This is a genomic window from Lysinibacillus zambalensis (genome assembly GCF_040183165.1).
Taxonomy (GTDB): domain Bacteria; phylum Bacillota; class Bacilli; order Bacillales_A; family Planococcaceae; genus Lysinibacillus; species Lysinibacillus zambalensis.
This window is the reverse complement of record NZ_JBEGDG010000024.1, coordinates 25,559-50,560: the sequence shown is the minus strand read 5'-3', so window position 1 is coordinate 50,560 and position 25,002 is coordinate 25,559. Positions and strand designations below refer to the sequence as shown.

Sequence of the window (25,002 nt, the reverse complement as noted above, 5' to 3'; positions counted from 1 at the left end):
TTAAAAAATGCAGCAATCTTCGAATGAAGCTCGCTGCATTTTCTTATTGTTAACCTTCCTCAAAAAAGTCTGAATCCATACGCTTTATTTTAAAGGTTTGTACATTCGATACACCTACATTGTATAAAAACATTAACTCAGTAAGTTTCATCCCATCAATTAAAATTAATGATTTATCAATACTCTCGGAATATGCAATTGCTTCTTTTTAAAACGAGATGTAGTGATGAAAATTCCTTTGTTAGCTTTAAAGCCTACCAAAACTTCCAACAAATGCTTGGATATCAGGTCTTGAAACTGGATTTGTCCAACGTTTTCCCTGTAAGTAGATTTTATCTAATCCGAGGATGTCTTCTTTCACAATGCCATCGATTCCACCATCCCCAGATTTTCCTACTGCTTTCCGGCATCTGAAATCGATCCCCCGTACCCCATTGCTACGATTAAGTTAACAATTAATTGCTCAAAGAATTGAGGGGAGCACTCCATAATTTTTTCTAGTAATTCGGTTTGCAATGATTGCTTTAAGATTTAATAATTTTCATTCATAATTTCTAAGGGGGTTCTGGAATCCTCAGAAATCATTGCTTTTACATCAGAATCTGTGGAAGGTTTTGTACGATTTTTAAATTCTAAAAATTGAGGGTAACGTTCTAATACTTTTTGATTGATTTCTTTAACAGACGAATCTTGAAGAAGCTTTAAGCCTTCTTGTGTAATTTTAAATACAGCTCGTTTTGGACTACTAATGAGACCAGCATTATTAAGGTATGTACGTGCCCAACCTATTCGATTGACGACAACTGTTTGATTTCCACTAGGGAGAAGTTCTTCTACTCGTTCTTCTGATAAATTGAAATATGGAGGTGAAAATTCATATAATTCTTTTAATATATGCTCATTTTCATCTTTTAGATAGTCTAAAAAAGGATACATAAATTGCTCATAAGTAGGTATTTGCAAGTTACTCATGCCTATGTATTTATTTTAAAAATCTTATTTTATTTTGCGATAATTGTATAAGATGTGGACTTAATATTATGTATAATAAAGCTATAAGGAAAAAATATAATTTAATTCCATTTTTAAGGTGTGTCGATGAGAAGCAGAATAAGAGATTAAACAGCTTATTGGAAGAAAGAAATCTTCCTGAGTGTTTTATTGGTCTTGAAGTCAGCCATGGGATAGTAAATGTTTACGTGAAGCATTTACCATTAGTGTAAGAGAGGCGTCCACAATTAGAGTTTGTGTGATTTAATACCCGAGGAGGGATATAATGCGTGGGGAAAAGTATTTGCAACTACAACAATTCTTAAAATCAAATGGTTCAGAGTGTATTGCACTTTCTTTTGGAAATATTGAAATGATTTTAGGCTTTAAACTTCCAGACTCAGCATATAAATACTCTGCTTGGTGGAGTAATAATATTGGTTCTCATACACAAGCGCACTCTTGGGTTGACGCTGGTTATAAAACTCAATCAATTCAATTGGGAAATCAAGTTATTTTTAAGAAAGATATAATAAGATGAAAAAGGAGATTCAAATGAGTAGCACATTTAAGTCAAATGATACAGCAATTGTAGATATTTTAAAAAATATAGAGAATGGACAAATTCAACTACCAGATTTCCAGCGTGGATGGGTTTGGGATGATCATCGTATAAAAGCATTAATTGCAAGTATTTCAAATGCATATCCTGTTGGAGCATTGATGTTTTTGGAGTTTAGTGAAAATGGAGAAATTCGTTTTAAATATCGCCCATTTACAGGTGCTAATGCAGCGGATAGTCCAGAAATTTTAGTCTTGGATGGACAGCAAAGGATGACGTCAATTTTTAATTCTTTATATTCAAGAAAACCGGTACAAACGCGTACTGAAAAAAATAAAGAAATCCAACGTTATTATTATTTAGATATTGAAAAAAGCTTAAATAGTACAACGGACCGTGTAGATGCAGTAATTTCTGTTCCAGAAGATAAAATTATCCGAACAAATTTTGGGCGAGATATAGATCTAGATGTAAGTACGCGAGAGAAAGAATTTGCTAATAAAATGTTTCCATTAAATATTGTCTATGATTCTGTGGAATGCATGATGTGGATGAGTGAGTATCAAAAATTCTATAATTACGACGGTTTAATCTTTCAAGATTATATAGAATTTAACAAAGAAGTGCTAGTACCAATTCAAACGTATAAAGTGCCAGTTATTACTTTAGGAAAAAATACACCTAAAGATGCAGTTTGCCAAGTTTTTGAAAATGTAAATACCGGTGGAGTCTCGTTAACTGTTTTTGAATTGGTAACAGCTACTTTTGCTGCAGATAATTTTGAACTTCGAAAAGATTGGGAAGAACGAATGAAAAATATGATTGATTTGTCTGCTTTATCGTATGCAAATCAAGATCAAGCACTACTAAAAGTAGTATCTTCATCAGATTTTTTAACTGCGATAACACTTTTAGATCGTTATTATGTTCGTAAAAATGGTGGGGAAGCAATAAGTTGTAAAAAACGTGATGTTTTAAAACTAACCTTGGACAAATATCAAAAGTATTCAGAGGATTTAACGGAAGGCTTTATTCAAGCGGCTAATTTTTTGAAAGAACAACGGATTTTTACTGCACGTGATTTACCATACAGTACTCAATTAATCCCATTATCGGTTATGTTCACGATACTTAAAAATAAAGCACAGGATAGCACAGTGAAACAAAAAATATCTAGTTGGTATTGGTGTGGTGTAATTGGTGAGATGTATGGAGGGGCAAATGAAACTAGATTTGCTACGGATGTTTCTGGAATGATGGAATGGATTGATGGAGGGAAAGAACCAGATACTGTACAACGAGCATACTTCCAACCTACCAGATTACTTTCTTTACAATCTCGGTTAAGTGCTGCTTATAAAGGAGTAAATGCACTAATACTAAAAAAAGGTTGTTTGGACTTTATTACAGGTAGTTCAATGGACTTTACTACATTTATAGATGAAAGTACCGATATACATCATATATTCCCTCGTAAATACTGTGAGGATAACAAGTTAGAAAAACGAAAATGGAATTCAGTTGTGAATAAAACCCCATTATTTGCTAAAACAAATCGAGGGATTGGTGGTTCTGCACCAAGTAAATATTCTCAAAAAATTATAATGGATAATCGAGTAACTGAAAAAAATCTTAATAATTATCTTGAAACACATTTAATTAGTGTTGAAGATTTCAAAAATGATAATTTCGAAGAATATTTTATCAAAAGAGCAAGATCGTTACTGAAGTTGATAAGCGATGCAATGGATAAACCAATCTCAAACTTAGATGGGGAAGATGTTGTAAAAGCATTCGGTAAAGCGTTAATTTAAATTCCCTTTTGAATATTGTTTTGTTATAAAACTTGAGAATTATGAGACAAATTTAAAAAGCTCAATAGGTATGGCTATATACTATTGAGCTTTTGTAATCAATTACTAATTTTCTAAGAGTTTATTTTCTTTTTATAAAAGGTATTAAGCCAAACCTGAATACAGCAATACTTAAGCAAACAGTAGAAAATAGATTCACCCATTTTAAAATAAGAGTTAATATCGACTGTTAATACAATAAATAAAACTATTTACCATATCCAATATCTAGCACCTTGTGCGACGATGAATCGGTCAAGCCATGTTTCAAAATTCATTGATAATCTTTGAATATCCCCAACTTGAACATATATTAGATAGTCGTTATCTCCATTAGCAACTTTTTCTGAATCAATGAACAAATAATCACCATATCCTTTATAATATCCAATCATATACCAACTTTTATCATACGCACTTTTGTAATTTATATTTATATCGTATTCATTTAAATAATTATGGATCCCTTTTAAATTGAACAATTCAAAGTAATCTACGCCATCTGTATATAATTTTCCACCATTACATATTTTTAAAAATGAACAAAAGTCATTTGGGAGAATATGATTTGTTTTTGAAGAAAATTCCGTTAATTGTTGGTCAGTTACCGGACTGTTCCAATTACATGTAACATTTAGGATTTCTCCATTTTCTCTTTGTATGGTTAGGTTCTTTTCTTTTTCCAATCGTTTATTTAATGATGATAAAACTAAATCAATAGTCAACTTGAATCACCTTATTTCAAATATTTTATCCACTATGGAGATAAAGTGCCTCTTTGGCTTAAAATTATTCTCTAATTTTTAGTAGTTTAGTTAACACTAAATAAATGATTAAAGTACTTAAGCCCAATAGTGAAAAATCAAAAAATAAATTATTAATCCCTAGGTCTATTATTTGAACAATCGATACGACTTCTGATCCTTTATACTGAATCCACTTAAATGGTACTCCTAAAATGAGTGCAATTACCAAACTAATAGCCACATACTTTTTCTTATACATAGGCACACCTCGGAAAAATAAGTTGCAAACATAGTTTCGTCACTTTTATTCCCGTTTTCCCTCACTTTGTGTTTATGTTTAGTGTAAAATAACCGTCATACTTAGCGCAGTAAAAGCAGCTAGAAAATGTGCTACAACTTTATGATTAGTTTAATCAATATTGGTGATTTTTTAAATAAAGATACAAATATAAATGTCCGCATCGAGATGTACATTTTTGCTTGTCTAAACATGTACACTTTCGCTCAAAATGTACTTCTCTATTCATGTGTATGAATAATTACAACTTGACTTGGAGACCTCTACTCGCATGAATCGGCAGCCAAAACCCAGCTACTACAAGGGCTGGCTAGCCGAAAAAGGCTATCATGCTCGCCACTCCAAGTAAAGTTGTAATATACATTGGTGAGCAAAAATGTACATGGTTATACGAGCGTTTTTGTACGTACTTATAAGCGCATTTATAACAAATGCTAAAATTAAAAATGCTAAAGATAATGTTTTTGTCCATCCCTTATAATCATTAGGTATATATAGACTGGTGATAAACGCTATTACTGCCATTACTATATAAGTTAAAATGCTTTTTAATTTTGTATTTTTTATTGTAATGAAATACATTAATGATTCAGCAAGTAAAATGATAAGTAATAAAATTAATATATTGATTAATATATAACTCAAAGTTTTCACCTTCTTTTAAACGATTAAAAAAGGATATCAAAGAATGGATTCCTTTAAATATAAACGTTATCTAAAATGGTACTGTATGCAAAGTTATAGTTTTTAAATTATACTGTTTCGCCCTTTCTTATTTTTACTCGGTATGATAATAGCATATCACTAGCTAAAAATACTTTAAAATCAAGTTTTGTTGATAAATGAACAAAAATTGATAAAACTCAGAAATCTAATTTTCTACTTCTGAAATTGAATTTTTGAAATGTGGCGGATGGGAAGGGAATGGAGTTTGAATTATTGCAGAATGGGGATTATATTAGTAAGTGAAGGCAGAGGCAAATATTAAAGAAGAGATGAAGCAAGTTATTGCACTTGCGACGAAGATTGATTATGTGAATGTAGAATAAACTGTAGCTTCATCAGCATCACGTCTGTCACACCACAAGCGTATAAAGACTTGATTCACCCGATTGCTTGATTTTGTACAACATGTAGAACCTAAAATCAGGAGTTGATTCTTTTTATTAATAGAATTAATTCAAATATAAATATATTAAAAAGGGAAATTACTCCTAAAATGATAAATATGCTCTGTGTACTAATATCTAGGATGAAGACTAATGTAAATAAAATTATCATTGCAATAAGTATTTCAAAGTAACCTTTTTTTCTTTCACTCATGAATTCAGCTCCTATACTAATTAAATTGATATATTGGGCTATCTGATTCCTTTGAAGTCTTTTCATCGAAAGGTTTTATAGTTATATACAATGATCAGTGTTTATAAAAGTTTCAAAATCAGAAAAATACAGTCAGCTTGTAGTTTGAAATCACAGATGACCCTTATAAGAAGGAAAAGAAGCCTAGTAAAAACTAGACTTCTACATTCAATTTAAACCCATTTAATATTTCATGAATCATACTTTTTTTTCGATTGACTTGGGACAAATATGGTACAAGTATTTCAGAGGCTAACCTTCAAAGAAAGTCAGCTACTTTTCCAATTTATTTCTAAAAAATAGGTTGTTGCTCAATCAATTTCCTTTATTACTACGGTTTACTGCTTCAGTAGCAATATAAAATCCACCCTCTCGTTTATACAGTACAGATTTTGGAAACTTATCTCCATTTTTTCTTTCATATATAGGAGTACCCTCATTTAAAGAATTAGACTCAAAATTATTATCCGGAATTTGATATCTATTTATTTTTTTGTTAATCTCCCCCAATTTCCTTACTACTTGGGATTCTTCAACTGGTTCCCCGGTTACGACATAGACTGTATCTTGAATTTTCAGCATCTCCACAAGATTGTGTTTGCTCTCGTAAACCTTATCATAAGTTATAAGTAAGGCAATTATGAGTATTGTTGTACCAATAATCCAAATTTTTTTTTTGTTTTTCATATTGCATACCACTCTCTATTTATTTCTACTCTTAATATACTTATTTGATACATTGTTTATATATTTTGTCGTGGAACCAATGTATATACCTGCTCCATCATATTTCTTCACACAGATAAGCAAGGTATTTCCTCCTTCTTTTACCTTTCCCCGGGTATGTTAATAACATATCATTAGCTATAAAAGTTTCAAAATCAAGTTTTGTTCTAAATTGAGCAAAACTTGATAAAAATCGGAAAGATAGACTCTGCTTGGAGTTTGAAATCACAGATAATCTATATAAGAAAGAAAAGAAGAGTGGTAAAAATTTTAATTTTTCATTTAATTTGTTATTGAGGTAATTATAAAGTCCTGTATAGAACCCTGTTACACCAGTCTATAAAAGTTTTAAAATCAACTTTTGTTATAAAATGAACAAAAATTGATAAAATTCAAAAAATTAACTTTACCTTTCTGTGAATTTTCATAATTACAGTAGAGTACCGTTGCTAGACAGCATTCAATGTATTTTTACACAAAAAAATACGGCAATGGTTCACTTTGGAAATAGCAATTAAAATAAGTATTCAATGGAGAAATGAAGCAAATGATTATTTTGAAGAATAGGTAGAGCCAGACCACACAAAATCCCACGGAAAGGGTGTAGCCTTTTTCCGTGGGATTACTTTTTTTGATGAAAAAAATATTAAAATAGCTACCTATCCCCGATAAACACTCTCACATGTATCCGGTGCTGGTTCATAGAAGCAATGATTTTTAAATTGACCAGTAAAAGGTTGACCGTACCATGTTGGAGGGCATGGTGCGTATGGATTGAAATACCAAAGTGCGAATTTTGCTGGATGTTCTCTCCAATAATCCAGCGTCAGTTTGGCCAATCTTTTTTCATTAGCTCGTGCTCTTTGGTAAAATAAATTGCCTTTTTGAACCGCTTCAAAAGAAAAATTTCCTCCTTGTACCTGATAAATAACATCATTAATGGTTCTTAAATCTTTGAAGTCTGGACATTCTGCTACAAGACGATTCACAATGACATTGCCAACATATAGCATTCCTTGATTTCCTTCACCTTCCGCTTCCGCTCTCATCATCCTTGCCACTAAGCCAATGTCAGAATCTATATATTTTACTCTTGGCATTTTTTCACCTCCACCTTATAGTATGAAAAAGAGCCTCCATTATTGAAAACCAAAATTACTCATTAAGAAAAGGGGTTAAAAGGTCCGTTCGAAATGTTTTTGTGAAAGTGGGTAACACTTCAGATGTTGAGTCGCTTTCTAAATCGAGAACCATCAAGCACAAGCGATTATCTGTTTTTTTGCTAGACGAACGTAAAAAATCATGTGCTTTAAAAACTCATGGTGTTAAAAATTTATTGTTTATTCCATAATGATTGCATTTAATGCTAGGATCCACATCATAAATCCTTCTACATAAGCAATTCCTTGTCCTATGTTATCAACTCCTAAACACAAAGCTACGACTATTACCGAAAATAATACCGCCATGCCAATGGCAGAAGCACGCAAAACATGCAGATATAAAGGAGCTTTTAGAAAGTATTTTTGGACAAAAGAAATTCCATAATTTACTTACGGAAATGAAACGTTATAATCCGTTCGATTTTGACGTCGATTCAATCGAAGTTCTTGATGGATTGAAGTTCGATACACTTAGCCCGAAACAAGATGTAGTTACGGCCAAGGCGATTGATTTAAAAATCAATGAGAAAATGGGTATTCGATATATTACTCGTTACTTTAATGGGAATGTGGAAGATACTTCAGATTTCATCACTGGGTACCTAGTTAATGAAACAACTGAAGGAGATTCAACAGTCATTCATCAAATTATCTTTAGAGAGGCTAATGACACAATAGTTTCCATTATTGAAAACAGTGTAACTGAAGAAGTATTTGCTGCAAATAAAGAACAAGAGTCTAGCTTCAAAGAGGAATATAATTATGATGAAAATTATTATCCGGGTCAATTGCTAGAACAAATCAATACGGAAGGGGTCGTCGATGGTTGTCTTGCAGGTGGTTATATTTACTGTGGAGGTAATTGCGGTGGCTATCCAGCGTGTGAGAGTTCTGTAAAAGGTATTAATGCATTAGATAACTGCTGTAAAACACATGATTGTTGTTATAAATATAACGGTGTGGACAAATACCCACATTGTATGTGTGATCAACGATTATGTGATTGTTCACAGGCATCTGGCGTTACTTGGGTCGATAGATTCCAAGTACAAGCAGTTATGTGTTTTGTTTATTTTTTGCAAACGTATAAATATTTAAAATAACTCCTATAACGAACATAATGATTGCATTGAATGCAAGGATCAACACCATAAATCCTCCAGCAAAAGCAATTCCTTCTCCTGTATCACCTGGTTCAAGTTCAACTGAATTATTATAACTAATCCCTAAAAACACAAAGCTACCGACTATTACCGGAATTAAAAGCGCCATGCCAATGGCAGAGGCCCAAATAGGGATTTTCTTATTTTTGTATAAATAGGCTGCTAAATAATCACAAATTACAATAGATAGTAATAAAACGATCCAAACGATAGCATCTCCATTCATTTCAAAACCACCCCTTTGATTATAGATTAAACTGATTTGTAAGTTTTATCAATTGGAAGCAATTATACCCTTTCGCATACAATACAATGTGATGAAATGTTGTAAAGTGTGGTGTTCGCCTTGTACCTGAGGGAAAATAACTATAATTTTTCATGAAATATAATTTTAAGATATAGTATGAAAAAAATCCTGCTTGATTGCCTCTATAGTAGCGACAATCAAAAAACACGCCATCTATGCTGTCAGCAAAACGGCAAGATGACGTGTTTATGTTGTAGTAATCAAGTTTAATTGTGTCCGGAATTGGCTTTGTGCTAAGGCCTGCGTAAGGGCTGACACGATGATGGTCATTTCGGTAATGCCACAGGACGTAGCGTTCTTAGACTGAGTTCCTATATTTCAGCGTGGGGGTTGACCTCCGCTGAAAGAAGTTAAAAATTCTTTTTGAAGTACGGTGTTTTTTTCATCACAATACATACTGGGATTGCAATGATTAATCCGACAACGTTTTGGATGATGTCTCCTGGAATGGATGCCATCGGGGCAACCCAGCTTTTGAACATAATCGCTTGCCCGATATAGTAAACCCCAATCATGACGGGCATAGCAACAACTGCTGCTAAAATGTTTAGTCGGATATCGTCGCCTCTATGTCCTTTAGACCAAGCGATTTTCCCAACGATGGCGCCTTGTAATGCGCGGGAGATAATTGTAGTTGGTGCCCAAATTAACCAACCACCTACAATATCGAATAAGCCCATTCCGATTGCTCCGGCAAGTGCTCCTTTTTTAGGACCGAATAAAATAGAAGTGATTAATAGCATGGATGTCCCTAAGTGAATAAGGCCACCTTGCCCAAATGGTAACTTAATATTAATAAACATTGTGGCGACGAAAACAAGTGCTGCCAAAATGGATGTAATCACCAAATCAAATGTTTTCGTGCGTGGTTTTGTATAGGATCGACTTTGTATTGTTTGCATTTGCATGTCCTCACTGTGATGAATTTTTTGATAATTTTAATTTAGCAAAGGGCTGACTATCGTAAAAGTGCCAATTTGATAAAAATATTAAAGGTCAGTTTGATTTTTTATAAATATGCACATTTTCGCATCTTTCTAATTGTGATACGATGAAGAGAGTAAAAGCAGGATTAGTTAGGTGGGGAGTATGGTGAAAAAAGTTGCTGTAATTCAAGATATGTCATCCTTTGGGAAGTGCTCGTTAACGGCCGCGATTCCTGTGCTGTCAGTGATGGGTGTTCAGGCGGTGCCACTACCAACTGCGATTTTAACGGCGCAAACAGGGTATCCGAGTTTTTACTGCGAGGATTTAACGTCAAAGATGGATTATTTTGTGGATGAGTGGAGCAAGCTTGGTGCGACCTTTGATGGCATACACACAGGCTTCGTGACAGGGAAGGAGCAAATCGATAACATTTTTCGATTTTTAAATGTGTTCCACTCGAGTGAAACGAAGCTGCTTGTCGATCCGGTCATGGGCGATTTGGGCGAGGTGTATAAAATGTATACAGGCGAGTTGCTTGATCGTATGAAAGCGCTAGCGAAGTGTGCAGACATTATTACGCCAAATGTTACAGAATGTTGCTTGCTTACTGGATTGTCATACGAGAAGTTACAAAATTATCAAGCTGATTCAGATTATCTTCAGGCGTTAGAGGAAGCGGGCCAGCAGCTACAGCAGACAACAGGTGCGAACGTCATTATTACCGGTTTGAATCCGCCGCCAGCAGATGCGAACAAGCGCTATGTAGGCAATATGTATGTCGATGCAGAACGTTCATTTTCTAGCATCCGAGAATATAACGGCGAGAGCTATTCAGGCACAGGTGATTTGTTTGCATCGGTCATTATGGGTGGCATGATGCGTGGGCAGGATTTAGTTAAATCGATGAAGCTTGCTGAGACATTTTTAGCCGCTTCCATTGAAGCGACGTCAAAAGAGCAAATTCCGCGCGAAGCAGGCGTGAATTTTGAAAAATTTTTACGAATGCTCCTTTAGATATCTTTTTAATACGTTAATTGGTGGTACCGGCTATGCTTCACGTCTACTACTTAACAGGGGATGGATTTTTTGTAAATAGGAAATAATTCAATTATGCCTCGGCATAATTGCGTCCGGAATCGGCTTTGTGCTTAGGTCTGCACGAGGGCCGACACGATGTCGGTCATTTCGGTAATGCCACAGGACGTGGCGTTTTTACCGATGCAGGTCAGTTAGCCGTTATCGTATGGATGCGATGATCTTAGACTAACATCCTCTAAGAACGCCATTCTGATTCCGTGACATCCGCCGGAGGCTTTAACTTCTTTCAGCGGGTGTCCAAACACCCGCTGAAAGAAGTTAACATCATGAATTGGGGAGGTGTATAATGAATTCAATTAGATATTACGTAGTGCAAGTAAATGATCTCTATTACCAGGGCGAAATAGACCTTCAATCATTCACAGATGATGAAGAACAGGCCTTTGCGTTTACGGATATTGTGGCAGCAAACGAATTGGCTCATGAGATTAATGGAATCGTCCTGACAAGAGACGTCAGTTATAAGGAGCTAGAAGATCTTTCAGCACAATATCTGATTGAGTACGAAGCATTGCTAAAAGAAGAGCGTGACACTATAGAATCATTTTGTAGGGAGCTCAGTATAGGGATGTTTGAATAAAAGTCGAATCGAATCTTTTCGGTTCTTTTTTTATGCAGTTTTCGAATGAACTTCAGCATGCTATCTCTCTAAATCCAGAAAATAGTAAACAGCCCATAGCCACGATTGATGGTTACGGGCATTCTTCCTCAAAGATAAAAGAAAAAGCCTTGAAGAAACTAACTCTTCAAAAGGCTTTGCTAAAATACATATATATTTATAAACTACATGTAGAATTAAGATCCGTCCCAAAGTATATATGAAAATGCTTACTGCAATTTGGATTAAAAAGGGTATGACAATGTTTGCAGTTTGTGCTATTCATATAGTCATGAATCGTTAATTCCTTTTTGCAGACACCACAAAACATTGCCTTTTCATCAAAATCCTCTTTATCCCATGGCTGGATTTTATGATTTGAATGTTCCTCATGGCATTTATAGCAAGGATAATATTCGCCACAACATTTGAATTTAATCGAAATAGTATCTTGCTTATTAGAATAGTGTGTACATCTTCCTTGATCATCAATAACATTTCCAAGAATAATCATATTTCTATCCTCTTTTCATAATGGTCCAAGTACCAAAAGTTCTTTCACGTAAATCAGCCACTCACAGGTCCACTTAATTGGTCAGCATCAGGAGTTACAGCATATTGCCACACTTTACCGTCATCACCTTTGTAAAAATAGGAATATATAAAGACTTTTTTCTCAATAAAAGTTTATGTATAGCTGAAAATCAAGATTGCCACTCTTAATTTTATTGAAAGCTACAACTTCTATGCTTGGATTATACTCTTAATTTTTTCAACAGCATAAGGAAGTGGCTCAGGCTGCTTTTGACTTTTAGGTGCATTAACATAAAGAATGCTTAAAAATTCAATTGTTATTTTCATTTTTTGATATTTACCTTTGTGATTTACTGGACTTCATGTATATGATAGTATACATTTACGGTATGTATATTATCATATACATTTTATGAGGTGATTAAATTGAATAAACCAATCGTTTATAATAATGTTAAAAAATTTAGATTATTAGTGGATATGACACAACAAGAATTAGCAGACAAAGCATTTGTCCATCGCCAAACTATAGTTTCAATAGAAAACAAAAGCTATGCACCTTCAATTGTTGTTGCCTATGCAATTAGCATTGCACTTGAAAAAGATATAAAAGAAGTTTTTTACATTGATGAAGGGAGTGTTTCTTAGTGGGATTAGTAAGGGTTCCGAAATTCTTGAAACTTTTGTTTAGCTTATTGCTTGTATTAGTTTTTACTTTTGTGGCCTATAATAATGTTACCAGTGGAGAAACTTTTAATGGGGTAATCTTTTCAATAGCGGTTCTAGTTGCTTTCTCTTTTTTAATAAAAGAAACTTTAACTACTACTAAAAAGAAAAGTTTTTTAAAAAAAGAAGTACTATTAGATAGTTTTATTATCGAAAGATTAAAAACATCATTAAGCTTATCTTATCTTTACTTAATTATTCATTTAAGTATCGCTATTTTTGCGAATAATGATCTCGGTGCATTTGAAGATTCTGTAATCTTTGCATTATTTGTGAGCTTTAATATATTTATGATTGCTCAAATTTTTCAAGCATTTTTTTATAATAGTAAAGAATAGGTTTACTAAAATTTGCTTTACTCCACTTTATTATATGAGTTGAAAAAACTTTAATAAATAATAAGGTGGTTTTTTTATGGGGAACATTGTTAAATTATCTATTTCTCAAAAGTTTGAAGTTATAAAACGGATCGATGAACGTTTAAACGGAAAACTCGGTCTAAACTTGAAGTTACCTGACGAGCTTAAAAGCTTTTCAAATGACCTTAATGCTGTTGAAGTAGACTTATCATTTAATGAGTCCGATAATGGATTATTAGGGATTCAATACAATCAAGCTGTTTTACAGAACGGTGAATTGATTGAGCTACAATATACAGAAGTGAATGGTGTTTGGTTGTATCAGCTTAATAAAATTGAAAAAAAGAAGGAAGTTGTTGAGCAGGAGTTCAAAAGGTTCAAAAACTCTAAGGATTATCATATTATATTAGACTTCCTTAAAGAGGGAGGATATGAACTAGCATCAGGTACTCAGAAAGTGTTGAAAATAGAACAGTACTCATATGATGAGGAATCAAAAAAATCTACAAATAGTTTTATTCAAGCTTTATCTTTAGAAATTACAGAAAAAGATGAAATTGCTGGAGTACTGGTGTTTGGCGAAAATGCTCTTATTAGGTTTAATGGCGATGAAGGTACAGTTATTTTTAATGAAGGCACACCTGTCATTGTTCCATTGGGTGCTGGGGGTAAGTGGAAGCGATGCATGGCCGATTGTATTGGTTGTGGTGGTTGGGAGTCATGTATTGGTGGTTTTTCGTGCTTAAGTGCTTGTGGGAGCTGCAATAACCCGCTATCTTGTGTTTGGTGTCTTGGCTGTGCGATAGCTAGTACTTCGTGCTTGTGGAAATGCCGAATGTGTGTCTCGAATTCTGCAAGGCCAAATGAGTGTCCAGTATAAAATAGGGAAGAATTCCAACTGGAAAAGTTAATTACCTTTAGAGATAATATTGTTACAAATAAGGAGACCGCTCAATGTGTTGGAAATATCCTTGTAAATTGAAGAATGATTATAATATGGAGGGATACTGATACTACAGCGGCAGGAATTCACGTATACTTCGGATTACAAGTAATAAGATGCCTTTGAAGGAATTAACCCTCAAAGGCTTTTCTAAACTCTTTTTTTATTAAACGTTCAATGTAAATATTTAAATACAAACATATAATAACTATTAACATTCCTAAAGCTATGACAAATAAACCTATTCCACTCCAAATATCTATCAAAAAAAGTAATCCCATAAAATATTAGTAGTTTCTTCTTTTGAACAAGCGACAATAAAAAGTAAGAGACTAAGACTATATTAATAGTTTTTTTATTTCAAAACCTTAAAACTTCACCAGACGTAATTAACCTCTTATATTGCTCCGCCATCATTCTAAAATGATGCTTTTCGTGGATAGCAAGTAGCTGGATCGATTGAATAAGATTAGGGTAGTGGGCAATGGGATCAGGAAAGACAATATGCCCAGCAATATCCTCCTCCATATTTTTCAATAATTTTTGCATTGCACTCGTTTCATTTACTAGTAATTGTTCTATCTCATCACTGCTCAGCGTAAAACGTATTTTAGAGGGAGGCACTAATATTCCCGGAGCTCTCATGCCTCGTCCTTTTTTGTTTTTAAATTCGTCGTAAATATCATGTATTTCAGTGGCGAATGGCTTGTTTCTTCGCATTTTCGCGAAAGGGGTAAGTAGTAGTGAAAATTTTGTTGCTGTTTTCAACATTTTTAGGATGAGGTAAAGGTGATAGAAATGTTCGCCAATCGACCATTTATCTTCTTTCTCACGATGCCATAGTTGCTCCTGCGAGAGTGACTGAATACAAGGTAGGTAGTAAGTTCGCTGCTCTTGTAATGTTTGAAAATGATGTGCCATATTGTTCGATTTCATATTTGGAATCTCCTTTATGCTGTTATTCCTATTTTAGGAAACTTTATAATGAAAGTACATGAAACATTATTTATAATTGTCATAAAAATAAGAAATATTGGAGGAGGGGAATGGATGAATAGTAGACGTTTAACAGCTACAGATGCTAAGGACTATCTGAAATTACGATTAGAGGGATTACAACATAATCCAGAGGCATTTGGTTCTAGCTTTGAGGAGGAAAAGGATTCTCCAATCGAGCTGATTGCCAGCAGATTAAAATCACAGAGTTCTTATACGATAGGGGTATTTGATCAAGAAGAATTAGTGGGCGTAGCGACGTTAGTTCAGGAAAGTATGCTTAAGCTAAAGCATAAAGCAGGTATCTATGCCGTTTATGTTTCTCCCGAAAAGCGTGGACTTGGCATTGGCAAGCAATTAATGCTTGAAGTAATTGGCAAGGCAAAAGAGTTAGAGGAAGTTGAGCAGCTTAATCTAACGGTTGTGTCAACGAATGCATCGGCAAAAAGACTGTATTCCTCTTTAGGGTTTGAGGTTTTTGGAACGGAGAAGAAGGCATTAAAAATAGATCAGCAATATTTTGATGAGGATTATATGGTTTTGTTTCTTTAAAAAGCCCCTACTATCTTTTAAATTTGCTATTTGAAATGCCCTGCTATAGATTACGGGAAGGATAAATGTCCTTTTTTACTTGCCAAAATTCCATAAAACGGCCCTTCTAATTAAAACGATTAGAGGGTTTTTTCTATGTCTAAAATTAAAAAAAATGGGTATATTCGTTGTTGATTATTAATGAACTGGAATTAAAATAAAGGTTTTGAAAAAAGGTTGTTTTTTTGCGATAGTGCTCACTTTATATTATAGAGATACAAATACGTATCTCATATTAAGTCAGAAAACGAGGGGAATTGCATGAATGAGAAGGAAGAAAGGTCGCATGAGAAAAATCAAAATTTACTAGCATGGTGGAACTCTAATGGTTGCTTACCAGGAGGATATCAGCATTGTGGTGGTAACTGTGGTTATGGTTCAGATCATGGTGGAGGTAAACCGATTAATACAACAGATACTTGCTGTGTAGCACATGACAGATGTTATAGCGTCTTTGGGTATGGGGACAATTGCTGCGATAAAGAGTTGGTGTCTTGCGTTTCAGGGCATACTACTGCAGCAGCAGCGGGAATTCGTATAATCTTCGGACCACAAGCATTGTTCTGTAAGTATTAAGGAAAAAGCCTTTGAAGGAATTAACCCTTCAAAGGCTTTTCTAAACGCTTTTTTTAAAAGATCGTTCAATGTAAATATATAAATACAAGCAAATAGACACTATTAACATTCCAAAACTTATTACTAATAAACCCAATCCACCCCAGCTACCTATAAGAAACGACATAAGAACATTGATTCCCAAAAAAATAAGTGTTATTTTAGCAGCTTTTCTTTTATTTTTAACGACTAACATACTTATCCCGAATACTACTACATTAGCAAAAAAACCTATTGCAATTGGAATTAGAATATCCTTATCCATCTTCTTATCCTAGTCCTTTCTTTTCTTTGTTTTCTAGAAAAAAGCATCATCATTATACTGAATATTTTGAATTTAAAAACCACTTAACTTCTATTATACAAAAATTGATACAGAAAAGAAAAAAATAATCAATATACATTAAAAAAACTCCCATTGGCTAGGCAGTTTTTTATTTAAATCTGCTAACTAATAAGAGCATTTAATTTTGATTTTTACAATCCCCAATGGAATAGTGAAAATAAGGCAATGATTAAAATAATCACAGCAATTATTAAAGTGACAAAGCTACTAGCGATACCCGTTTTATTTTTCATTAGCTTTAAACCTAGTCCAATATTAATTATTGATAAAAGGATAGCTAACCAAAATCCTAAATGACCTAAGCGTTCAATTTGAATGGGTGATTGATTGTAAAAATAATGATAGGTAATACCTAGAACAAGTAAAATGGACAGTACAATATTGGTCGATGCAATTTTGTTGTTGCTAATCATAATTGTCTCCAATCGTTCCTCTTATTAATGTATAGTATGCATGAAATAAAAATCTGATAAAGATTCTATAATTCATGGTTTTAATTACATGCTTAAGCTGGATTGGAATAGGGCTATTTCAATTGAATAAAACCATTTCCAACCTGATTGATTGAGAAGTTATCCAATGGAAGAGCATGCGACAATAAGTAATCATACACATACATAGGAATCAAATGTGGTTCAGAACGATTTATCATCTTTATAATAAGGGCAGCGGCACCAGCAACAAAAGGCGATGCCATAGACGTTCCAGTCAACTCTACATAATCACTGTTCAAATGTGTAGATAATATATTTTCACCAGGCCCAACAAAATCTAAGTTTACATTCGTATTAGAAAATTTTGAGGGTGTTTCTGTTTCAGATATGGAGCCGACTTGTATGACTTCTTTATAAAATCCAGGGTATGATATTTCGATAGTATCGCTTTCTCCATCGCCTTCATTACCGGCAGCGGCTACTAATAGGATACCTTTCGAACTGGCATATTTTATGGCTTTATACAATTCTTCATTTGGTTCAGGGCTACCTAACGACATATTCATGATGTTTACTTTTTCCCCATTTGGTCCAGTCCAATCAACGGCATACATAATTGCCTTAATCAAGTTCTCAAAGCTACCTCGTCCTTTATGATTAATGACTTTTAATATAAGAAGTTTACTTTTGGGTGCTACACCTGTGATTCCTCTACCGTTATCAACGGCTGCAATAATGCCAGATACATGTGTACCATGCCCGAGATAGTCTTGATAAATGATAGGATTACCTTCATCATCATCTGTGAAATTATAGCCATCAATTATATTGTCCTTTAAACTCGGGTGGTCAACCTGAACGCCGCTATCTAATACAGCAACAACAGATCCTGAACCTTGATCTGTTTCTTCCCACAATTCCCTTGCTCGAATCTTATCTAAGTTATCAGGAACTGCATTTAGAACTTTAAACAACTTAACAATTTTCACTGGTCTTAAAATGATTTCGCTATTCATTATTCTCATCTCCTTTTACATAATAAAGTGATGAAAGGACGATGATAATAAATAAAAAAGTGAAATTCGCTTAATTTGAAGCTCAAAAAAATACCCCTAAAATGTTAGTAAAGGTCTAACATTTTAGGGGTAGATAGTATTGTTAAGTTTGAATATTCAGTTAAATTGGTGGGCAAATATTTAGTTTCTAGGGCCGATTCTTCCACCCTTTGTTAATTGATTCCAATACATCTCAAAAAACTTCAACTTTGTTCGAAATGTATAAGGTAATCCAATAAACAGCCAAAATAGAGAAGAATAAACCAACAAAAGTATTAGTAATCCCATCAATACACTTTTTATCTGAAAACTAATAAAAATGCTAGAAAACATAATAAGTAAATGTATTATAATTATTCTCTTATAGGCTAACAAGAATCTCCCCTCCTGTTCCAATCATAACATTACTAGAGGGGGAAATAAACTTTTATAACTAGATATTTCTATTTAACAAAAACCTAATGATTTACAACCTGGTCCACATGTGACTTTATTTTCGCTGTAGCACACTAATGCAAAAACTCCTGCACAAATAAATGGACACGCTAAAGTACCGATTGGGACACAAGCCATGATACAAGCTGCTGTACTAGCTATGGTACAACCCGTACCTTGGATAGTGTCACAGACAGTAGTACAGATAGAACACTTTGACCACATTGGATTAAGTTCATTATTTTGCGTAGAAGAACGTAATTCATTAACATCGTATAATGGGTTTGTGTGCCATTCATACTCGAAATACTCCCCATTAATCTTAATAGTTACTATTGGGAATAAATTTTCTCCAGCAGCTTGTGTAACTTCGATAACACTTGAATGACCATAAAAATGCGAAATAGCTTTAAGTTCTGCGTTTTCGACAGTAAAAGTAATTACTGTCTGAAGTTCTTCCATAACTAAAGTAAGAACTTGAACAGGAATAGTCCCTTTAGTAAACTCTCCGCCTAATGATTGTGTTATTAAAGCTCGAAGATCAGTAGATGTAGCTTTAATAGAAGGATAATGATTTAGTGATTTGTTGATAAGGGTCTGCACACTTTTATTTGCAAATGCCTTATCAACTAAAATATCAACCTCATTTTTATCCAACTCTTTAACTTCTGATGTAACTTGTTTTTCAGTCATTGTATTCTCTCCCTTTTAAAAGTATTTGAAGCAACAAATGTGCCTCATACTAAGTAAAGTGAAATACAACTGAAAAATTAAACTGTGCTATAATTTTTTCACTTAAAGTTAATTGATATAAACTATTGTCGCAATTTTCCGAAAATAAAAGGTGCCTAAATATATGCTTTGAATGCCTGCTGCGAGACGTTTAGTGTGTAACTAAGAGGATACGCTTTACGATTATTAAGAATAAAAAGTAAATTTATGCATATTACCTTGTAAGCACAAACATAGTACTAACAAGTAACATCCGATAGTAAAAGGTTGAAACCAAATATATTCTTGTATCTGGAGACCGTAGAGATAAGGTTGATTTTTAGTTATTTTAATGTAATGGGAAGACTAGAGAGAAATGAAGAGAAAATAAAAAATATCTCGAAAATGTTAGAGTGTTTCTTTATTTTGTACTGAAAATTTTATTTTTTAGGACCTATTCTTCCACCTGTTGTTAACCAACTCCAACATATCTCGAAAAACGTCACCTTTTCTTGTAATAAATATGGAAGGCCAATAAAAAACCAATACAAAAAAGCAAGAATTAACACACCAGTTAATATACTGTTCATCTGTGTAGCAATAAAAATGCTAAGGAACATAATAAGAAAATATAGTACGGCAATTCTCATATAGGCTATCATAAAATTCCCCTCACTAATATTAATAATTGTGATTTCTAAAAATAAATTTTGGTTCCTTTAAGGTTCATTAAATCCATAAAAAGCCATTAGATAAATCCAGATAAACACTACTAATATAAACGAATTTAGGACAACTAAAATCATACGAGTGGGTCCTTTTATTCCTAAAAAAGCAAATAGTAATCCTAAAATTACTGAAATAAATGGAATTGTTAAGCTAATTTCCAGAATGTATTGTGGAGCTAATCCAATAAGAAGTGTTAAAAACAAGAAAGTTATTGATAAATACGTAAAATTTTTTCTTTGCAAATAGCACCGCCCCCCTGTATGTAAAGAATATAAAAGTTGAATACACATTTACATGAATTTAGCTTGTACAAAATCAAACCTTAACATAATTAATGTTAAGGTTTGACTCTATTACAACTATACCACAAATGTTATTTATTTACAGTTTTTGTCGCATAGAATAAATCATTCTTTACCTATTTTTTACTATCGTAGCTAAACTCGGCAGGGCATCTCTTATAGTAGCAACAACTTGGATTCTTTTGTAAATTTTTTAACAATAAGCTACCTTCTATAAAGGCTACGCACATACTGTTGATTCCATTAAAATTTAGGTAGTTCTAAACCTAATTTATTTGGTGGGTTTATTTTGTTAATTGATCATATTTCATTAGCATGAATCTGACAATATTCCCTCAATAAATTAGTAGAAATACTGGCATTTTGTATAAGATTTATTAGTAAGTCGCGTTCTTTTGGAGACAGACTGTCATTTGTTAAACAATTTGTATAAAATGATTGAATTTCTCTCGCTTTACAGTAACAAGCCATTAGTTTTTCCATTTCCATATTGATCATCCTCCTTTTTTGTAATTAAAAGATTTTATAACTTCAGATAACTCCATGATGACAGCTTCTAATTTATCTAATTTCCTTTCGAATCGAATGAACAGATAGACTGTTATGGCAATGGGAAACCCAAAATTTCCCATTAAGCTTATCCACATTGGAATATTTTCCGATGTCATAAGTTAATCACCCTCTTTCTTACTCCAAATTAGTAGGTGATATTCGGATTCGATCCGAGGAAGGTGTTACAGGTTTTCGCCTTACCATTAGGTTATATCACCAAAATTTAAACTGTAATATGTAAAGAGAATCCTTCCTCAAGAAAAACAACCTTACAGTTAAAAAATATAATTTTGTGAGGTTTCATTTCTATTGTGTTGGTCCTCTTTATAGAAAAAGGGGGTTTTAAGATGAAGTACTATAACAGTATATTCAAGTGATGGATGTCAATATTGTGTTAGGTTAAAGGAATGGTTTAGAGAAAATAATATAACTTATATCAATAGGGATATTAATGACGAGCGTGTATTGAAGGAATTTAAGCAATTTGGAATCAGAGCTATACCATTACTTAATTAGTTCACTGATCATAAAGAAGAAGAAATTATTGGTTATCAGCAAAAAATAATAGCTATTTTAGATATTTGAAAAACTTGGGTGAACCAATAGAAGTCCCAGAGGTTATAGTACCGTTTACTTTTAGAATGAAGGGAAGGACAGAAAAATTCGGAGAGAATAGCCCTAGATGGATCTACTCGATAAAGTTAGTGGTGAATCTCATGAAAAATATCGAGAGGATAGTAGTATTTGTTATAAGAAGATTGGCTATTCACTGAGGAGTCGAAACGCGTTAATTGTTGAACCTCCGTATAAGGTAAGGTCGTATGGTAGTGAGAGGGGGCGGGGTTAGTCACCCCAACTACCCGATTCTCTTTTTGAGAACGTTCTCTCTCGTTGTGGTTTATAATATAGATACTTGCATTCACTAGAAGGAGGGCGGATATTTAGGAGGGATAATTAAATGGAGAAAGATACTCAAAAAATAGAGGAATTCTTCTATAGAAATAATAAGCAGGCTAACAATCCAATTATTAAAAGCTTTTTGTCGGATTCTAAAAATCTTTATTTGGTACAAAAAGCAATTTTATACCCAACTAATATTAATAAGCAACTCGTTGATGAATCTTTTCAATCTCACTATATAAATGTAAGAAAGACCAAATACGTCAGTAATTTAATTTATTTCTATAGCTTAGATTTTGATAAAAAAAGGAGAAAGCTACAAAAACGTTCTTTATTAATATTAGATAAGGATTTATCAAAAGATGGTGGCACGACTGTAAAAGAGCTAATAGAAAATGCAAGCAACGAAAAAGACTTTGATAATATTGTTGGGAAAGGGCTATTAGACAAAATTGAGGATGAAAAGCTTTTAAAGTCTTTACAAAAACTAACGGTTAAACAGCTTCAAATTTTAGAGATGATTTATGTAAAAGATCTTTCTATTAAAGAAATCGCTCAAACATTACAAACTTCCCCGCAGAATGTATCAAACCTTCACAGGAAGGCTTTAAATAAACTCAATAATACACTCAGTAAAGGGGGGGAATATTTATGACGAATTTAGAAAACCAACATAACGAAGAGGCTCTAACAGTTATAGAGAATTTCACACCTAAAATTAAGCAATGTTTACACATTCACTTCCCCAGTCAACCTAATCAGTTCGTATTGTTACCTAATGTTGATACTTTGAAAGAATAAAAAACGATGCACATAGCAAAGATACTATGTACATCGTTTTATTAATGGATTAGCCTTTTAGGAAATCAGGCTTTTCGAAGCTTGGGTTTGGATATTTATAGAAGCCTTCGCCTGATGCCTGGCCTAGTTTTCCTTTTTCGATATACTTTGTTTTTAAAAGGTTGGCTAATTTATTCAAGTTTTCATCATTAGTAGCAGCGGCTTTCGCTTCTACAATGTTGAGGGAAGTATTAATACCGATAATGTCAAGGATCGCGAATGGACCTAGTGGTGCTCCTGTTGCAATCATCCATGTTTTGTCGATTGTTTCAGGGTCTGCTATTTCTTTTACTAATAATGATTCAGCAGCATCTAAAAAGGGAACTAGTAATGAATTTAAAATATAGCCTGGTTGTTCTTTATATAACGGTAGTGGAACCATGCCGATTGCAAGCGCAAATTTTACGACTTCATCGAATACGTTCATATCAGTGCCAGGGTGTTTCATAATTTCGGCTGTGTTGTTTTTCCAAATTGTATTTGCAAAGTGAAGCGCTAAAAATTTCTCTGGGCGACCAGTTGCTTCTGCAAATTGGCTTGGCAATAAAGTTGAAGAGTTTGTTGCGAAAATTGTTTTAGCAGGGGCAACTTTACCAAGATTTGTGTAAAATTCTGTTTTAATTTTAACAACTTCTGGGATTGCCTCAATGACAAGATCAGCATTTGCAACGGCTTCCGATAAATCACTTTTAAATGATAAGCGTGTATAAGCAGCATCTACTTCTTCTTGAGTTGCTCCTATATCTTTTTGGTATAACGGTTTTAATTTTGTAATACGATCTTGTGCATTTTTTAATGCTTCATCATTAATATCATATACTGTTACATTAAATCCTTTAAAAGCTGATTGATAAGCAATTTGACTACCTAGAACACCGCTACCTGCAACCGTAATATTTTGATAATCCATCCTAAATTCCTCCTTTGTTATTTTTTTCCTTATTACAATTCCATACTACTCCTTTCAATTTTGAAAAATCAAATGATAGCCAATGATATAAAGAATTCTAAGCTATATTCATTTTTCCGAGAGTATAACAATAAAAAAACGCCATAGAGTGACGTTTAATTTTCAATAGCTGCTAGCGCATGATCCATTTGGCGTTCATTATATTTTATTGCATTACTATTAGTCGATTCGAGTCCCTTAAAAGTATAATTAGAATTTTGATAAAACCCAAAAACAAAATCGTTAATAGGTGTTTCTTCTTCTCCATAATATTTATTCACTACAGTTGCCTTAAAAATATTTCCTAGCATATATTCATCATTTTGTACGTCTGCCAAATATGTTTTGTTTTTATATTCGGCAATAATGTAATCCTCGAATTCTTTGATTTCAGCTTTTGTAGACGGATACTTTTTAGCGTAGGCTACAATTGAATCGAACTTTTCAGTAGGAGGACTATTAAGAGAAGCAATTTCCTTTACTTTATCCTGCCAAGTTACATCTTCTGTTGTTTCTACTTTAGCTACAGGCTCTTTTTCTGACGTATTAGCTATATTTGCTTTATGTGCTTCATATTCAGGTGAAATATCCCAATAGGCTAACATACATAAAATCATAAAGATGATGGGAATCGCGGTGAATTTGAGCATTTTTAGAGCTTTAATTCTATCCAATTTGATGAAATGGAAAACGGCAAGAAGAAGAAAAACAACTACCATAATGATACTGATAAGAGTAATAAGGACTAATATATTTACAAGGGTATTTACCAAGTATTGAAACTCCTTTCTTTAGATCGAAATCTTTTATTTATCAAATATTTTAATATATAGAATAAAATAGAACTACAATCTAGGTAAAATTTATTGACCGACCACATTTTGAAGTTAAATCGACTTGGAAGATGCCTACAGGTTATAAGTTAGAAGGACAGGTAATCGTTCCTAGCAGTAGCAAAATAACAGTGCAATTACTTGTAGAAGACAAGAAGGAGGACAACAAAGTGTCACAAGTATGGAATCCTGTATCACCAACAATGCGCACAGAAACAGAAAATTATATAGCGCAAGCAACCAAAGAAGGTATTATTCAAGATTCGCATCTAAAAGATTTTAAAAATGGTGTAATGACAACTGACCGGTTATTAGGTCTGTATATTACAATTCAGCAACGTCGAGCTAATTAGTTTTAA

Annotated in this window: 34 protein-coding genes; 14 read left to right on the top strand and 20 right to left on the bottom strand. The window is 33.3% G+C overall.

Annotated features, from left to right (window positions below):
* Window positions 1-247 precede the first annotated feature (247 nt).
* Both ABNX05_RS22130 and ABNX05_RS22125 read right to left on the bottom strand, forming a co-directional pair.
* Window positions 248-361 carry a restriction endonuclease gene (locus ABNX05_RS22130; RefSeq protein ID WP_349661686.1) on the bottom strand — a complete coding sequence of 38 codons (114 nt, stop codon included), beginning with the start codon at window positions 359-361 and terminating at the stop codon, window positions 248-250.
* A 170-nt stretch (window positions 362-531) separates the two neighbouring features.
* Window positions 532-972, bottom strand: coding sequence for a winged helix-turn-helix domain-containing protein (locus ABNX05_RS22125; protein WP_349661685.1), 441 nt, complete (start codon window positions 970-972; stop codon window positions 532-534).
* Between the two features lie 304 nt (window positions 973-1,276).
* Here ABNX05_RS22125 and ABNX05_RS22120 point away from each other — a divergent pair, with 304 nt between their 5' ends.
* The gene (locus ABNX05_RS22120) at window positions 1,277-1,531 is read left to right on the top strand and encodes a DUF7662 domain-containing protein (protein WP_349661684.1); all 255 of its coding nucleotides are present in this window, start codon (window positions 1,277-1,279) and stop codon (window positions 1,529-1,531) included.
* Window positions 1,532-1,545: 14 nt separating this feature from the next.
* Window positions 1,546-3,366 (top strand): GmrSD restriction endonuclease domain-containing protein, encoded by a 1,821-nt coding sequence (locus ABNX05_RS22115; RefSeq protein WP_349661683.1) that lies wholly within the window; start codon window positions 1,546-1,548, stop codon window positions 3,364-3,366.
* A gap of 251 nt (window positions 3,367-3,617) precedes the next feature.
* Here ABNX05_RS22115 and ABNX05_RS22110 read toward each other — a convergent pair whose 3' ends face one another.
* From ABNX05_RS22110 to ABNX05_RS22090, 5 genes are all read right to left on the bottom strand, one after another.
* Window positions 3,618-4,130 (bottom strand): SMI1/KNR4 family protein, encoded by a 513-nt coding sequence (locus tag ABNX05_RS22110; RefSeq protein WP_349661682.1) that lies wholly within the window; start codon window positions 4,128-4,130, stop codon window positions 3,618-3,620.
* Between the two features lie 64 nt (window positions 4,131-4,194).
* Entirely contained in the window at window positions 4,195-4,392 is a 198-nt protein-coding gene (locus ABNX05_RS22105; protein WP_349661681.1) for a hypothetical protein, read from the bottom strand.
* Window positions 4,393-6,126: 1,734 nt separating this feature from the next.
* Window positions 6,127-6,498 (bottom strand): hypothetical protein, encoded by a 372-nt coding sequence (locus tag ABNX05_RS22100; protein ID WP_349661680.1) that lies wholly within the window; start codon window positions 6,496-6,498, stop codon window positions 6,127-6,129.
* Between the two features lie 698 nt (window positions 6,499-7,196).
* Window positions 7,197-7,637: a cell wall hydrolase gene (locus tag ABNX05_RS22095; RefSeq protein ID WP_349661679.1), complete on the bottom strand. Its 441-nt coding sequence runs from the start codon at window positions 7,635-7,637 to the stop codon at window positions 7,197-7,199.
* 240 nt (window positions 7,638-7,877) lie between these two features.
* Window positions 7,878-8,027: a hypothetical protein gene (locus ABNX05_RS22090; RefSeq protein ID WP_349661678.1), complete on the bottom strand. Its 150-nt coding sequence runs from the start codon at window positions 8,025-8,027 to the stop codon at window positions 7,878-7,880.
* Window positions 8,028-8,098: 71 nt separating this feature from the next.
* On the opposite strand from ABNX05_RS22090, the gene ABNX05_RS22085 reads away from it, so the two are divergent.
* On the top strand, window positions 8,099-8,803 hold the full coding sequence (locus ABNX05_RS22085; protein WP_349661677.1) for a hypothetical protein: 705 nt from the start codon (window positions 8,099-8,101) through the stop codon (window positions 8,801-8,803).
* Here ABNX05_RS22085 and ABNX05_RS22080 read toward each other — a convergent pair.
* Window positions 8,757-9,089 carry a hypothetical protein gene (locus ABNX05_RS22080; protein WP_349661676.1) on the bottom strand — a complete coding sequence of 111 codons (333 nt, stop codon included), beginning with the start codon at window positions 9,087-9,089 and terminating at the stop codon, window positions 8,757-8,759. The genes ABNX05_RS22085 and ABNX05_RS22080 overlap by 47 nt on opposite strands.
* 431 nt (window positions 9,090-9,520) lie before the next feature.
* Window positions 9,521-10,072: an ECF transporter S component gene (locus ABNX05_RS22075; RefSeq protein ID WP_349661675.1), complete on the bottom strand. Its 552-nt coding sequence runs from the start codon at window positions 10,070-10,072 to the stop codon at window positions 9,521-9,523.
* 187 nt (window positions 10,073-10,259) lie between these two features.
* Between ABNX05_RS22075 and ABNX05_RS22070 the strand changes: the two genes are divergently transcribed.
* Both ABNX05_RS22070 and ABNX05_RS22065 read left to right on the top strand, forming a co-directional pair.
* Window positions 10,260-11,111, top strand: coding sequence for a pyridoxamine kinase (locus tag ABNX05_RS22070; protein WP_349661703.1), 852 nt, complete (start codon window positions 10,260-10,262; stop codon window positions 11,109-11,111).
* 370 nt (window positions 11,112-11,481) lie between these two features.
* Window positions 11,482-11,775, top strand: coding sequence for a hypothetical protein (locus ABNX05_RS22065; protein ID WP_349661674.1), 294 nt, complete (start codon window positions 11,482-11,484; stop codon window positions 11,773-11,775).
* Between the two features lie 196 nt (window positions 11,776-11,971).
* Here ABNX05_RS22065 and ABNX05_RS22060 read toward each other — a convergent pair whose 3' ends face one another.
* Window positions 11,972-12,307 (bottom strand): CHY zinc finger protein, encoded by a 336-nt coding sequence (locus tag ABNX05_RS22060; RefSeq protein ID WP_349661673.1) that lies wholly within the window; start codon window positions 12,305-12,307, stop codon window positions 11,972-11,974.
* Window positions 12,308-12,753: 446 nt separating this feature from the next.
* On the opposite strand from ABNX05_RS22060, the gene ABNX05_RS22055 reads away from it, so the two are divergent.
* The 3 genes from ABNX05_RS22055 to ABNX05_RS22045 all read left to right on the top strand — a co-directional run bounded on the left by ABNX05_RS22055 (window position 12,754) and on the right by ABNX05_RS22045 (window position 14,292).
* On the top strand, window positions 12,754-12,975 hold the full coding sequence (locus tag ABNX05_RS22055; RefSeq protein ID WP_349661672.1) for a helix-turn-helix transcriptional regulator: 222 nt from the start codon (window positions 12,754-12,756) through the stop codon (window positions 12,973-12,975).
* Complete coding sequence (locus tag ABNX05_RS22050) at window positions 12,975-13,391, top strand: hypothetical protein (protein WP_349661671.1); 417 nt, start codon at window positions 12,975-12,977, stop codon at window positions 13,389-13,391. Before ABNX05_RS22055 ends, ABNX05_RS22050 begins: the two co-directional genes overlap by 1 nt.
* Before the next feature lie 76 nt (window positions 13,392-13,467).
* Window positions 13,468-14,292 (top strand): hypothetical protein, encoded by an 825-nt coding sequence (locus tag ABNX05_RS22045; RefSeq protein WP_349661670.1) that lies wholly within the window; start codon window positions 13,468-13,470, stop codon window positions 14,290-14,292.
* Between the two features lie 423 nt (window positions 14,293-14,715).
* Here the strand turns inward: ABNX05_RS22045 and ABNX05_RS22040 are convergent, their stop codons facing one another.
* A complete protein-coding gene (locus ABNX05_RS22040; RefSeq protein ID WP_349661669.1) occupies window positions 14,716-15,291 on the bottom strand; it encodes a DinB family protein in 576 nt (191 codons plus the stop codon).
* A gap of 114 nt (window positions 15,292-15,405) precedes the next feature.
* Between ABNX05_RS22040 and ABNX05_RS22035 the strand changes: the two genes are divergently transcribed.
* Both ABNX05_RS22035 and ABNX05_RS22030 read left to right on the top strand, forming a co-directional pair.
* On the top strand, window positions 15,406-15,903 hold the full coding sequence (locus ABNX05_RS22035; RefSeq protein ID WP_349661668.1) for a GNAT family N-acetyltransferase: 498 nt from the start codon (window positions 15,406-15,408) through the stop codon (window positions 15,901-15,903).
* A gap of 300 nt (window positions 15,904-16,203) precedes the next feature.
* Complete coding sequence (locus ABNX05_RS22030) at window positions 16,204-16,518, top strand: hypothetical protein (protein WP_349661667.1); 315 nt, start codon at window positions 16,204-16,206, stop codon at window positions 16,516-16,518.
* Between the two features lie 40 nt (window positions 16,519-16,558).
* Here ABNX05_RS22030 and ABNX05_RS22025 read toward each other — a convergent pair whose 3' ends face one another.
* The 7 genes from ABNX05_RS22025 to ABNX05_RS21995 all read right to left on the bottom strand — a co-directional run bounded on the left by ABNX05_RS22025 (window position 16,559) and on the right by ABNX05_RS21995 (window position 21,237).
* Complete coding sequence (locus ABNX05_RS22025) at window positions 16,559-16,822, bottom strand: YesK family protein (RefSeq protein ID WP_349661666.1); 264 nt, start codon at window positions 16,820-16,822, stop codon at window positions 16,559-16,561.
* Window positions 16,823-17,034: 212 nt separating this feature from the next.
* Window positions 17,035-17,328, bottom strand: coding sequence for a hypothetical protein (locus ABNX05_RS22020; RefSeq protein ID WP_349661665.1), 294 nt, complete (start codon window positions 17,326-17,328; stop codon window positions 17,035-17,037).
* 101 nt (window positions 17,329-17,429) lie between these two features.
* A complete protein-coding gene (locus ABNX05_RS22015; protein ID WP_349661664.1) occupies window positions 17,430-18,353 on the bottom strand; it encodes a S8 family peptidase in 924 nt (307 codons plus the stop codon).
* A 486-nt stretch (window positions 18,354-18,839) separates the two neighbouring features.
* Window positions 18,840-19,520, bottom strand: a complete 681-nt coding sequence (locus ABNX05_RS22010; protein WP_349661663.1) for a hypothetical protein — start codon at window positions 19,518-19,520, stop codon at window positions 18,840-18,842.
* 737 nt (window positions 19,521-20,257) lie between these two features.
* Complete coding sequence (locus ABNX05_RS22005) at window positions 20,258-20,509, bottom strand: hypothetical protein (protein ID WP_349661662.1); 252 nt, start codon at window positions 20,507-20,509, stop codon at window positions 20,258-20,260.
* Window positions 20,510-20,869: 360 nt separating this feature from the next.
* On the bottom strand, window positions 20,870-21,058 hold the full coding sequence (locus ABNX05_RS22000) for a hypothetical protein (RefSeq protein ID WP_349661661.1): 189 nt from the start codon (window positions 21,056-21,058) through the stop codon (window positions 20,870-20,872).
* Between the two features lie 5 nt (window positions 21,059-21,063).
* Window positions 21,064-21,237 (bottom strand): YvrJ family protein, encoded by a 174-nt coding sequence (locus tag ABNX05_RS21995; RefSeq protein ID WP_432760164.1) that lies wholly within the window; start codon window positions 21,235-21,237, stop codon window positions 21,064-21,066.
* A 241-nt stretch (window positions 21,238-21,478) separates the two neighbouring features.
* Here ABNX05_RS21995 and ABNX05_RS26445 point away from each other — a divergent pair, with 241 nt between their 5' ends.
* From ABNX05_RS26445 to ABNX05_RS21985, 3 genes are all read left to right on the top strand, one after another.
* The gene (locus tag ABNX05_RS26445; RefSeq protein ID WP_432760165.1) at window positions 21,479-21,637 is read left to right on the top strand and encodes a glutaredoxin family protein; all 159 of its coding nucleotides are present in this window, start codon (window positions 21,479-21,481) and stop codon (window positions 21,635-21,637) included.
* A 442-nt stretch (window positions 21,638-22,079) separates the two neighbouring features.
* On the top strand, window positions 22,080-22,676 hold the full coding sequence (locus ABNX05_RS21990; protein WP_349661660.1) for an RNA polymerase sigma factor: 597 nt from the start codon (window positions 22,080-22,082) through the stop codon (window positions 22,674-22,676).
* Complete coding sequence (locus ABNX05_RS21985; RefSeq protein ID WP_349661659.1) at window positions 22,673-22,822, top strand: hypothetical protein; 150 nt, start codon at window positions 22,673-22,675, stop codon at window positions 22,820-22,822. The genes ABNX05_RS21990 and ABNX05_RS21985 overlap by 4 nt, the downstream gene beginning before the upstream one ends.
* A 49-nt stretch (window positions 22,823-22,871) precedes the next feature.
* On the opposite strand, the gene ABNX05_RS21980 is transcribed toward ABNX05_RS21985, so the two are convergent.
* Window positions 22,872-23,771, bottom strand: coding sequence for a 3-hydroxyacyl-CoA dehydrogenase (locus tag ABNX05_RS21980; protein ID WP_349661658.1), 900 nt, complete (start codon window positions 23,769-23,771; stop codon window positions 22,872-22,874).
* Window positions 23,772-23,926: 155 nt separating this feature from the next.
* Window positions 23,927-24,484: a hypothetical protein gene (locus tag ABNX05_RS21975; protein WP_349661657.1), complete on the bottom strand. Its 558-nt coding sequence runs from the start codon at window positions 24,482-24,484 to the stop codon at window positions 23,927-23,929.
* Between the two features lie 329 nt (window positions 24,485-24,813).
* Between ABNX05_RS21975 and ABNX05_RS21970 the strand changes: the two genes are divergently transcribed.
* A complete protein-coding gene (locus tag ABNX05_RS21970; protein WP_349661656.1) occupies window positions 24,814-24,996 on the top strand; it encodes a hypothetical protein in 183 nt (60 codons plus the stop codon).
* Window positions 24,997-25,002: the final 6 nt, after the last annotated feature.

Excerpts from the sequence above, each read along its gene's own strand:
- ABNX05_RS22125 (WP_349661685.1), bottom strand. The coding sequence starts at position 972 with ATGAGTAACTTGCAAATACCTACTTATGAGCAATTTATGTATCCTTTT.
- ABNX05_RS21985 (WP_349661659.1), top strand. The coding sequence starts at position 22,673 with ATGACGAATTTAGAAAACCAACATAACGAAGAGGCTCTAACAGTTATA.
- ABNX05_RS22025 (WP_349661666.1), bottom strand. The coding sequence starts at position 16,822 with ATGGATAAGGATATTCTAATTCCAATTGCAATAGGTTTTTTTGCTAAT.
- ABNX05_RS22080 (WP_349661676.1), bottom strand. The coding sequence starts at position 9,089 with ATGAATGGAGATGCTATCGTTTGGATCGTTTTATTACTATCTATTGTA.
- ABNX05_RS21990 (WP_349661660.1), top strand. The coding sequence starts at position 22,080 with ATGGAGAAAGATACTCAAAAAATAGAGGAATTCTTCTATAGAAATAAT.
- ABNX05_RS22065 (WP_349661674.1), top strand. The coding sequence starts at position 11,482 with ATGAATTCAATTAGATATTACGTAGTGCAAGTAAATGATCTCTATTAC.
- ABNX05_RS22030 (WP_349661667.1), top strand. The coding sequence starts at position 16,204 with ATGAATGAGAAGGAAGAAAGGTCGCATGAGAAAAATCAAAATTTACTA.
- ABNX05_RS22075 (WP_349661675.1), bottom strand. The coding sequence starts at position 10,072 with ATGCAAACAATACAAAGTCGATCCTATACAAAACCACGCACGAAAACA.
- ABNX05_RS22120 (WP_349661684.1), top strand. The coding sequence starts at position 1,277 with ATGCGTGGGGAAAAGTATTTGCAACTACAACAATTCTTAAAATCAAAT.
- ABNX05_RS22070 (WP_349661703.1), top strand. The coding sequence starts at position 10,260 with ATGGTGAAAAAAGTTGCTGTAATTCAAGATATGTCATCCTTTGGGAAG.
- ABNX05_RS22040 (WP_349661669.1), bottom strand. The coding sequence starts at position 15,291 with ATGAAATCGAACAATATGGCACATCATTTTCAAACATTACAAGAGCAG.
- ABNX05_RS22010 (WP_349661663.1), bottom strand. The coding sequence starts at position 19,520 with ATGACTGAAAAACAAGTTACATCAGAAGTTAAAGAGTTGGATAAAAAT.
- ABNX05_RS22060 (WP_349661673.1), bottom strand. The coding sequence starts at position 12,307 with ATGATTATTCTTGGAAATGTTATTGATGATCAAGGAAGATGTACACAC.
- ABNX05_RS22035 (WP_349661668.1), top strand. The coding sequence starts at position 15,406 with ATGAATAGTAGACGTTTAACAGCTACAGATGCTAAGGACTATCTGAAA.
- ABNX05_RS22015 (WP_349661664.1), bottom strand. The coding sequence starts at position 18,353 with ATGAATAGCGAAATCATTTTAAGACCAGTGAAAATTGTTAAGTTGTTT.
- ABNX05_RS22085 (WP_349661677.1), top strand. The coding sequence starts at position 8,099 with ATGAAACGTTATAATCCGTTCGATTTTGACGTCGATTCAATCGAAGTT.
- ABNX05_RS22100 (WP_349661680.1), bottom strand. The coding sequence starts at position 6,498 with ATGAAAAACAAAAAAAAAATTTGGATTATTGGTACAACAATACTCATA.
- ABNX05_RS21980 (WP_349661658.1), bottom strand. The coding sequence starts at position 23,771 with ATGGATTATCAAAATATTACGGTTGCAGGTAGCGGTGTTCTAGGTAGT.
- ABNX05_RS21995 (WP_432760164.1), bottom strand. The coding sequence starts at position 21,237 with ATGACATCGGAAAATATTCCAATGTGGATAAGCTTAATGGGAAATTTT.
- ABNX05_RS22045 (WP_349661670.1), top strand. The coding sequence starts at position 13,468 with ATGGGGAACATTGTTAAATTATCTATTTCTCAAAAGTTTGAAGTTATA.
- ABNX05_RS22095 (WP_349661679.1), bottom strand. The coding sequence starts at position 7,637 with ATGCCAAGAGTAAAATATATAGATTCTGACATTGGCTTAGTGGCAAGG.
- ABNX05_RS22115 (WP_349661683.1), top strand. The coding sequence starts at position 1,546 with ATGAGTAGCACATTTAAGTCAAATGATACAGCAATTGTAGATATTTTA.
- ABNX05_RS22000 (WP_349661661.1), bottom strand. The coding sequence starts at position 21,058 with ATGGAAATGGAAAAACTAATGGCTTGTTACTGTAAAGCGAGAGAAATT.